Raw genomic sequence first — 7,707 nt, forward strand, 5'->3', positions numbered from 1 at the left:
TCCCTTAATCAGCAGCATAAATACTATTTACCATAACTTTCCCTATTAAATCATTAATATTCTGGATTTGATAAAGTACCATATAGTCCTTGATTTCCTGCAAGATATCGATCATTGCCGTTGGTTGGATGAAGCTGGCCGTTCCTACTTGTATCGCAGTAGCTCCAGCCAAAATCATTTCAATGGCATCCTCGCCACTAGAAACCCCGCCACAGCCGATAATGGGTAAAGAAGTGACCTGACGCACCTGATAAATCATACGGACAATAATCGGTTTGACCGCCGGACCGGATAATCCGCCCATATTATTGCCTATTTTGGGCTTGCGTGTATGGATATCAATAGCCATGGCAAGTATTGTATTGGCTACATTCAACCCATCCGCTCCACCTTGCTCAGCTGCGAGGGCAATCTCCTGAATGCTGGTCACGTTGGGCGAGAGCTTCGCGATAATCGGCTTGTCGGTAACTTCCTTCACCTTACGGACTAATGCGCGTGTGCTTTCCGGGTCCATACCGAAGGCAAGTCCATTTCCTTTTAGATTGGGACATGAGATATTCAGCTCCAAGGCTCCGACTCTATCGAGCTTCCCGATAATCTCCGCCATCTCCGCAAACTCATCGATCGAATCTGCCGAAATACTGGAGATGAGCGGTACATCATACTTATCATAACTCGGAATCGTTTCTTTCAAGTAATACGCAATCCCTTTGCTCTGAATGCCAATGGAATTGATCATTCCTGCAGGAACCTCGCAAACTCTTGGCGTTAAATTCCCCTTACGAGGATGCTTGGTAATACTTTTCGGAACGATAGCCCCAATTTCATTAAAATCGATCACCTGTTCCATCTCTTCGCCGAAGGCTCCCGAGGCTGGCATGATCGGATTTTGCAAAGTGAGACTTCCGATTTGGACTTGCAGATTTAAAGCGAAATCCTGCTTTCGTGTTTCTTGGTCCGCTTTCATCATGATAGCACCACCTGTTCCAGGGCAAATACCGGGCCCTCTTTACAAACCCTGACACTCCGGGTAGCTCCATTCTCGTCCTGAATATCACAGACACAAGCAAAACAAACACCCATCGCACAGCCCATATTTTCTTCCAATGCGATTTCGGCGAAAATATCCTGACCAGCCGCAATCTCCTGCAGCAGCATAGACAACCGTTTCGAACCGCAAGTATAGGCTGCGCTGATGGAATGCTCTTGCATAATACGCTCAATCAACAGCCGTACCTGCTCGACATCGCTGCTGCCGTCTTCGTCCGTCACCTTGTATACTTCCGCACCGAACCCTTGCAAAGCATCCGCTGCAAGTAAATCATTGGCTGTTCTCGCGCTAAGGATAGCCACACTGCGGACCCCCTGCTGAGCAGCTTCTTGCGCCAGCGCTGCCAATGTGGCGATGCCAACGCCACGAGCGAGCATCAGAATCGTCCCGTCTTCTTCACGTAGGGTAAAACCATTGCCAAGCGGACCAAAAATATCGACAGTATCTCCTGTCTGAATAGTTGCCAGCTGCTTGGTGCCGATCCCTTTTACCAAATAAAGAAATTCGAGCGTATTGCTGTCTTTATTGATTCTGTATATGCTAAAAGGCCGACGCAGCAGCGGATAATAGGACTCCCCGCAGAGAACATTAAAGAACTGGCCGGGCTTTGCTGTGATCTGTAGGTCTGACGCATCAACAATCATATGCCAATAACGTTCGCTAACTTGTTCATTAGATAGCACTTTTCTTTTTTCCGCTTTCATCTTGTATGCTCCTGTCCATGTTATTCAATATCCCGGTTGAACCATTCCGAATCTCTTCTGCACACCGGAGAACAACTTCTTCCAATAAGGCAGCGCCTTTTGCTATTTGGGAGATGGAGCTGTATTCATCTTTATGATGGCTGATACCCTCTCTGGATGGAATGAAAATCATACCGGTTTTACAAATACTTGCCATATTCATCGCATCATGCCCGGCACCGCTCATCATATTCGTATAAGTGACACCTTGAGCCTCACATTCAGAGGACAATAAACGTATCGTTTCTTTGTCCAAGGAAACCGGCTTTTCTTCACTTAAGATTCGCGCTGCAATCTGCAGTCCCCGTTTTTTTTCCAATTCATGGAACAAGCTGTATAGCTGTTCGATAATCATTTGTCTGGAAGTCGCATCTGTGCCGCGAATATCAATCTTCAGGCTCACCCAATCCGGTACTACATTCATCGCTCCCGGAAGAACCTCGCACACACCTGCGGTAGCGACCGTATCGTGCTCAGTTTGCTCTAACGCCGCCTTCTCTAGAGCCGTGATGATCTCGGCAGCTCCGATCAGCGCATCCTTACGCATGTTCATAGGTGTCGTCCCCGAATGGGATGCTTGACCCTGGATCGTTACTTCCAAGCGGACGGGAGCAGCTATGCCTGTGACAATACCGATCTCCACTCCGCGCTTTTCAAGCAGCGGACCTTGCTCGATATGAAGCTCAAAAAAAGCTTTCAGTGCATTGTTCTTTCTCCGTGCATCTGCGATTTGTGCAAAGTCCAATCCAACTGCAGCCAGTGCTTGCGGAAAGGATATACCTTCATTATCCAGCAGATGCGCAAGCGATTCCGGGTTTAACTTCCCTGCCATCGCTTTACTTCCAATCGTCGAGACACCAAACCTCGCCGATTCTTCACAAGCGAATGAAATAAGCTCAATCGGATAACGGGTGACAACGCCTCTATCATTTAAGCTGCGTATCATTTCCAACCCAGCTATAACGCCAAGTGTTCCATCGTAACCACCACCGTGCTGCACCGTATCCAGATGAGATCCGCAAGCTACAGCGGGTAGCTGTGGATCGCTGCCTTCCCTCCGTGCAATCACATTGCCGCAGGCATCAATGCTTACGGACATCCCTGCTTCCTCGCACTTTTGAATAAAGTAAGCATTCGCAGCCCAATGCTCGCGTGAGTAGGCAAGTCTGGTGATTCCCTGCCCTTTGACGGCACCTATCTCATTGACTTCTATTAACGCAGTCTCCAATCGAGTGATATTCACGATTCTTCACCTCTTACTCTAAAAAAAACGCCCCTTCGTTAAGGTCTGTCAGACAGATTACAAAACGTTGGGGTCGGCTGAAACGGAAAGCTTTGCTTACATAATAACTTCTTGAGATTCATGCCAACGGAGCAGCCTTTTCTCCAATACATTAGACAAAAGGTATAAAACCAGACCGATTACGCTTAATAACAATACAGCTGTTAGTATAAGGTTAATATCATAGGTTTCACTGCCCAGAATAACGAGATACCCGAGACCTGCTTTGGCACCGATCATTTCTCCAATAACGGCACCTGTAATTGCATAGGTCGTAGACACTTTGACACCTGACATGATCGAAGGCAATGAATAAGGGATCTCCACTGTCCAGAAACGCTGCCACCGATTAGCCTTGAGAATATGCAGCAAGTCCTGCATATTGCTCTCCACTGAACGAATGCCGACAATCGTATTGACCATGATAGGGAAAAAGACAACCAGCATCACCAAAGCAATCTTCGAGGTAGCGCCCAGCCCGAACCATAATAGAAACAGCGGAGCGATCGATATTTTGGGTGCAATTTGAACCAAAACGATATACGGCGTGAACATACGCTCCAGCAGTACACTCTTGGCAAGTAAATATCCAAAGAGCAAGCCAAGCACACAACCAATCAAAAATCCGACAAAAATCTCATACAACGTTAACCCAATATGCGTGCTCATATCACCCATGGCCATAATATTCAAAAACTTGGACAAGAACAATAATGGACCCGGAAGAATTTGTACCGGTATATGAAATACAGATACGTAGGCTTGCCATAGCCCTATAAACACAATCAGCGTAGCAAGAACGAGCAAGCTTTTACGTCCGTAATACTTCATTTACGATCACCTGCGTTACTTTAGATTGGTTACAACTAAATCTTCTGCTTTAAAGCTGGTCTTGATCGTATCAAACGTTTTTTGAGTATCGATGGATGCTTGCCATCTTGCCATATCGGCAGCTCCATAGCCATCTTTCTTCGTCAGATCACTTTGCCACAGGTAAGGAATGAACACATCATTAAATATTTTTTCTGTAATTTCCTGTTTACCTTCAGACGATGTCGCATACTTCTTGATGGACATGTCGATAGCTGCTTTGGCATTTCCTTTAATAATATAATCCAACGATTGGTTCAATGCTTTATTGAACGCAATAACCGTGTTCTTATTGCTGGACAAGTACTTATCCGATGCGATTACAACATTACCGAATGAAGGCAAGAAATCGTCAGAGCGAATTTCGTCCACATCCACACCGCTGTTTTTGAGCTCAACTGTTCTCAACATCGAGAAAGTGATAGCATCCACTTCATCAGACACCAGTGCATTAACAATAGCACCCGTACCTACGATTTTCGTATTAACATCCTTGATATTCATGCCGTTCTTTTCTAGCATAACTTGAAGCTGGATATAGTTCGGGCTTCCGAAGCTGGTTACAGCAACTGTCTTGCCTTTCAAATCTTTAGGACTTGTGATCCCTTTATTTTTCTTGAAAATAGTCGCTCCCAAACCGCGCTGATAAGTGGTGTGCACAACTTTTACAGGAATGCCCTGTGATTTGGCTGTAATAACTGCATCCGCATTAGGAAATCCGAATTGTACGTTATCCGCAGCAACATTCTTCACGATACTTGCAGCATCTGCATAGACAAAATCAACATCCAAACCTTGCTCCTTGAAGAAGCCTTGTTCTTTGGCCACATACATCGGTGCATAATAAGGAACAGCAGCTCCGTCCATTTGAACGGTAACCTTTTGGAGCTCTTTAGGCTTATCGGTTGCGGCTGGCGCTGGAGCAGCAGGTGTAGCTTCATTCCCCGTCTTAGCTCCACAAGCGGCCAAAATCGAGGCAACAAACAACATACAAATTAAAAGGCTAATTGATTTTTTCTTCATCACGAAACAACACCCCTACTTATCAATTTGTCTACAGCTAGCAAAGCGGCCCTACATAATTTCATTTGACTTTCCTCATAATCAACCAGCCATTGATTCGTGATTCGATTAGCATGCACAACAAGCAAGGTGCCTGCGTAAGCGCCCATAACCGAAGCAATCGTTAGCAGCGTCTCTGATTCCATCTCCAGATTCAGCACGCCAAGCGATTTCATCTCATTAATGATGTCAGTTGAATAATTGTAAGGGGCTACGTCTCTCCCCTGACCATGATAAAAGGAAGAGGTCGTTGCGCCAATTCCAATATGGTAGCGGTAACCTAATTCCTCACAGGCTTCAATTAACGCCTGAGTCACATAATGATTGGCTAGCGCCGGAAATTCAGGACGTGCATAGTGGCCAGTTGTACCGCCTAACCGGACACTTCCCGTATTGATGATCATATCCCCGCAATCAATGCCTTCTTGAATCGCGCCCGTCCCGCCAATGCGAAGTAAACACTTAGCCTTTAAGCGAAGCAGCTCCAGAACAGCAATTTCTGTGGAAGGACCGCCTATACCGGTTGAGCATACAGAGATCGGATTCCCCTTGTACTCACCTGTACCGACTTTAAATTCACGATTCGAGCTGATGATGTCATAGCTATCGAACAGTTCACGGATCAGCTCGACTCGCGCCGGGTCGCCTGGCAGCAGTACGTAAGGTGCTGTTTCCCCTTCGGAGATGCGTAAATGAGGTACTTTCGTCCCTTCATATAGAGGAAAATCTGCTTGAATGAATCTGCTGTTCATCTTCTCTTTTCACCTCCCCTAACATTATTTCACTTGCTTGGAATCGTGCCAGAACAGAAAACGGTTTTCCAAAAAACTAATAAGTGCATAGAAAATAATCCCAACAACAATCGTATATATAATACTGGCAAACAGCATAGGGGAATTGTACGTCGTGCTGTTAAACACCAGTAAATAACCAAGCCCGCTCTCTCCTGATATCCATTCCGCAACGATAGCAGCAATAACCGCCTGAACCATGCCGACCTTCAAGCCTGCAAAAATTTGCGGCAAGGAATACGGAAGCTCAACTTGAATGATTTTTTGCCACCAGTTTAATCCCGTTATTTGCATCAAGCATTTGAGATTATACGTGACACTTTTCAAGCCAAATATGGCACCCAGCATAACTGGAAAAAACACCATAGATACAATTAACATCAGCTTGGAGGTGAAGCCCAGACCAAACCAAATGACAAATAAAGGAGCAAGGGCAATCTTCGGAGCCGTTTGGGCAAGAAGAATATAAGGCATCAATGCTTCTTCAAGAAATTTAAAACGGCCGATCAGATAGCCGACCAAATAACCAAAAACGATCCCCAATACAAAACCTGCGAGCACTTCACCCGAGGTGACGAAAAAATGGTGCAGCAAATCCTGTGCGGAAAACATTTCGATAAGTGCTACTCCTACATCCGAAGGAAGCGGCACTATAAACGCAGGTACATCGAAAGCGACGACATACACATACCAGATGACTACAAGAATAAGGATGGCAACGAAATACTCTCCAACTTGCCTTAATCTCAGCATTAGCCCAGCACTTCCCTTAGCTTTTTAACGTAGTTCACGAACTCGATCGTTTCCTTCACTTCTACGGTCCGTGGATGTGGCAATTGAATGTCGATAATTTCATCAATTTTCCCTGGGCGGGGTGACATCACAATAACACGATCCGATAGAAATGCAGCTTCCGAAATACTGTGAGTCACGAACAGGATGGTTTTTTGGGTTTCGGTCCAGATTCGAAGCAATTCCAGTCCCATTTTGTCGCGGGTCAGTGCATCCAAAGCGCCAAACGGTTCATCCATGAGCAAAACATCCGGATTATACGATAATGCTCTGACTATCGCTACCCGCTGTCTCATCCCTCCGGATAATTCACGGGGATATGCTTTTTCAAACCCTTTCAAACCTGCAAGCTCCAATAGCTTGTCCAAATTTTCCAGATTGGCCGGGGTATCGAGCTTTTTGACCTCAAGCGGGAATTTGGCATTCTGGTATACGGTCTTCCAAGGAAGCAAGGTAGCATCCTGAAATACAAAACCGATATTGTCTGCCGAGTTCTCCCATGTAATCTTACCCGTGGAAGGCGTATCCAAATTCGCGAGTATGCGCAATAAGGTTGATTTTCCACACCCCGATGGACCAATGATGGAAATAAACTCACTTTTTTTTACGTCCAGATTAATATGTGTTAACGCCTGTACCTCTCGCCCATCGCTTGCCTTGTAGATTTTGTTTACATCCTCGATGTGAATTGCAGTAGTAGACACGTATAACACCCCTTAACATTTACGATTTTACGGACACCATTGTATAAATAGCTGTTCCTTTTGTATAGACTTATTTTACATTTTATAAATGTAAAGTAATATATCCAAACCAACAAATTAAAGTTATCATTTTTGTCCATACAGACAATGTACAAATTTACCATTCTTGATCCGACTGAACCCTTGTGAACTGCAATATCCGACAGAAACTGAATAGAAATATCTGTAATTAGTTAATCTATATAAGTTGAACTAAAATTGTTCAGGAAGTTGGTTGGTTTCCAAGCGAAGACATAGACGATCAATAATCGTCTGGGCATCGAGAGCGATGTTCTTCATAAATGCGGTAACTTTCTTACGGATCTCAGTAACAGAATGAAAAAACACATTGTTAATGACATCTGCCTTCAGC

General features: G+C 45.0%; 8 protein-coding genes. All 8 read right to left on the bottom strand.

Going from position 1 to position 7,707, the window contains the following annotated elements:
• Positions 1-4: 4 nt before the first annotated feature.
• Entirely contained in the window at positions 5-970 is a 966-nt protein-coding gene (locus tag BK127_RS02635) for a dihydroorotate dehydrogenase (RefSeq protein ID WP_256711142.1), read from the bottom strand.
• Entirely contained in the window at positions 967-1,755 is a 789-nt protein-coding gene (locus tag BK127_RS02640) for a dihydroorotate dehydrogenase electron transfer subunit (protein WP_076228297.1), read from the bottom strand. The genes BK127_RS02635 and BK127_RS02640 overlap by 4 nt, the downstream gene beginning before the upstream one ends.
• Positions 1,724-3,037, bottom strand: coding sequence for a Zn-dependent hydrolase (locus BK127_RS02645; RefSeq protein WP_083689003.1), 1,314 nt, complete (start codon positions 3,035-3,037; stop codon positions 1,724-1,726). The genes BK127_RS02640 and BK127_RS02645 overlap by 32 nt, the downstream gene beginning before the upstream one ends.
• Before the next feature lie 96 nt (positions 3,038-3,133).
• The gene (locus BK127_RS02650; RefSeq protein ID WP_076228299.1) at positions 3,134-3,907 is read right to left on the bottom strand and encodes an ABC transporter permease; all 774 of its coding nucleotides are present in this window, start codon (positions 3,905-3,907) and stop codon (positions 3,134-3,136) included.
• 15 nt (positions 3,908-3,922) lie between these two features.
• A complete protein-coding gene (locus BK127_RS02655) occupies positions 3,923-4,969 on the bottom strand; it encodes an ABC transporter substrate-binding protein (RefSeq protein WP_076228301.1) in 1,047 nt (348 codons plus the stop codon).
• On the bottom strand, positions 4,969-5,760 hold the full coding sequence (locus BK127_RS02660; protein ID WP_076228303.1) for a nucleoside phosphorylase: 792 nt from the start codon (positions 5,758-5,760) through the stop codon (positions 4,969-4,971). Before BK127_RS02660 ends, BK127_RS02655 begins: the two co-directional genes overlap by 1 nt.
• A 24-nt stretch (positions 5,761-5,784) precedes the next feature.
• Positions 5,785-6,552 carry an ABC transporter permease gene (locus BK127_RS02665; RefSeq protein ID WP_076228305.1) on the bottom strand — a complete coding sequence of 256 codons (768 nt, stop codon included), beginning with the start codon at positions 6,550-6,552 and terminating at the stop codon, positions 5,785-5,787.
• A complete protein-coding gene (locus BK127_RS02670; protein WP_076228307.1) occupies positions 6,552-7,295 on the bottom strand; it encodes an ABC transporter ATP-binding protein in 744 nt (247 codons plus the stop codon). The genes BK127_RS02665 and BK127_RS02670 overlap by 1 nt, the downstream gene beginning before the upstream one ends.
• Positions 7,296-7,707: the final 412 nt, after the last annotated feature.

The sequence above is a fragment of the Paenibacillus sp. FSL H7-0331 genome (assembly GCF_001956045.1).

What these genes read in the sequence shown, in the direction of transcription:
- BK127_RS02665 (WP_076228305.1), bottom strand. Translation starts at nt 6,552, where the DNA reads ATGCTGAGATTAAGGCAAGTTGGAGAGTATTTCGTTGCCATCCTTATT.
- BK127_RS02655 (WP_076228301.1), bottom strand. Translation starts at nt 4,969, where the DNA reads ATGAAGAAAAAATCAATTAGCCTTTTAATTTGTATGTTGTTTGTTGCC.
- BK127_RS02635 (WP_256711142.1), bottom strand. Translation starts at nt 970, where the DNA reads ATGATGAAAGCGGACCAAGAAACACGAAAGCAGGATTTCGCTTTAAAT.
- BK127_RS02650 (WP_076228299.1), bottom strand. Translation starts at nt 3,907, where the DNA reads ATGAAGTATTACGGACGTAAAAGCTTGCTCGTTCTTGCTACGCTGATT.
- BK127_RS02660 (WP_076228303.1), bottom strand. Translation starts at nt 5,760, where the DNA reads ATGAACAGCAGATTCATTCAAGCAGATTTTCCTCTATATGAAGGGACG.
- BK127_RS02640 (WP_076228297.1), bottom strand. Translation starts at nt 1,755, where the DNA reads ATGAAAGCGGAAAAAAGAAAAGTGCTATCTAATGAACAAGTTAGCGAA.